The sequence below is a fragment of the Giesbergeria giesbergeri genome, assembly GCF_054779375.1.
In genome coordinates, this window is sequence record NZ_BAAGYJ010000020.1 from 1 (window position 1) to 1,541 (window position 1,541).

2 protein-coding genes are annotated in these 1,541 nt (G+C 42.3%); both read left to right on the forward strand.

Features of this window, described 5'->3' with window-relative positions:
* A partial coding sequence (locus ACYVB2_RS15420) for a hypothetical protein (protein ID WP_382434966.1) occupies window positions 1-322 on the forward strand: 322 nt, incomplete at its 5' end.
* A 71-nt stretch (window positions 323-393) separates the two neighbouring features.
* Window positions 394-1,248, forward strand: a complete 855-nt coding sequence (locus ACYVB2_RS15425) for a hypothetical protein (RefSeq protein ID WP_382434964.1) — start codon at window positions 394-396, stop codon at window positions 1,246-1,248.
* The last annotated feature ends 293 nt before the right edge of the window (window positions 1,249-1,541 follow it).

Here is a 1,541-nt window from a genome sequence, read left to right on the forward strand (position 1 = left end):
GTTAGGAATATCTATGAATTCAGATGAAAATCATCAATTAAAACATGAACTGAAAGAAGCCTTGCAACTAATCGAAAATCTCGGCACTAGACTGACGGGCCTCACTAGCGTTGTGCGCGTAATTGCGCTCACACATCCAAATCGCGCTGATCTCTTAAAGGCTTTGGAAGAGGCAAAGATTCGCCTTGAAGGTGTTTATGGCGAGACTCAACTTTCTGATCAGATAATTCAAAATACTCTCGCTCCAATCGCTGAATTTCAGCAATTGTTGAAGAAACCACCAAAGCCATTGACTCCGTTTTCATTACCACCAACCTCCTAACCTTTCATTCAACCCGGACGCGCATCGCGCGCCGGTTAATTTGTGGCGTTAGGCGTTAAAAGGAATAAATCATGTATCCTGCAAATGTGTTCAAAATATTTTTGGCTTCCCCTAGTGATGTCCCAAAAGAAAGACAGATTGCTCGGGAAGTCATACAAAAATGGAACGACCTTTATTCTGAAAATACGGGAATAATTCTTCAAGCAATTGGCTGGGAAACTCACTCTTATCCTTCAATGGGAGATAGAGCACAAGGCATAATAAATAAGCAAATATTGAAAGATGCGGATTTCTTAGTAGGAATTTTTTGGACTCGTATTGGCACATCCACTGGTAAGCACGAAAGCGGAACTTTAGAAGAGATAAGAGAGCATATCAACGCCGGAAAACCTGCAATGATTTGCTTCTCTGATCAACCTGTTCAAATGGGCTCAGTTGATCAAGAACAATACAATAAACTTGTAGAGTTTAAGCAGGAGTGTTACGAAAAAGGCCTAGTTTCTAGTTACGATTCATTTGAAGTATTTAAAAGCATATTGAGCGATGCTCTTGTTAGAAGAGCTCAGAGCGGCGAGCCATTTGTCGGTTCTGAAAAAATCGAAGGTGGAAAAATCACACCTACAGATTTTGGTGTCGGAATGCCAAAAATCATTACACTATCTCCTGACGCAAAAGATTTGCTTCTGGAGGCTTCTAATGATGTATCAGGTAATATTATGAAGTTAGCTTTTATAGGAGGTTTAACACTACAGGCTAATGGACGGCATTTTTTAACTGATAGATCTCCGAGAGAAAAAGCTCGTTGGGAAGCTGCCCTAAATCAATTAATAGAAGAAAATTTAGCAGAAGAAGTAGGTCATAAAGGAGAGATATTTAGAGTGACACATTACGGATATCAAATTGCAGATCAAATTAAGAACGCCTAACAAATCGCTCAAGCGGACGGCTTCCAGCCGCCGCTTACCTTGGTTCGTTAGCATTCGCCCACGGTGGTGCTGATTCCATGCCCATTAAAAATCCAGTTTTATTTTCACCAGTTTTTCCGAAGTAGGCTTTGCCGTTAGTTTTCTAGCCTAGTGTTCTTGGTTTCGTGGCGGCACTGGCACAGGTTCGTTTTTCCGACTATGCTGCTGGCTTTGGGTGGCTGGTGTGTGGGCTTGGGTTCTAACTCGGCGCTCAAGCGGACAGCTTCCAGCCGCCGCTTACCTTGGTTCGTTAG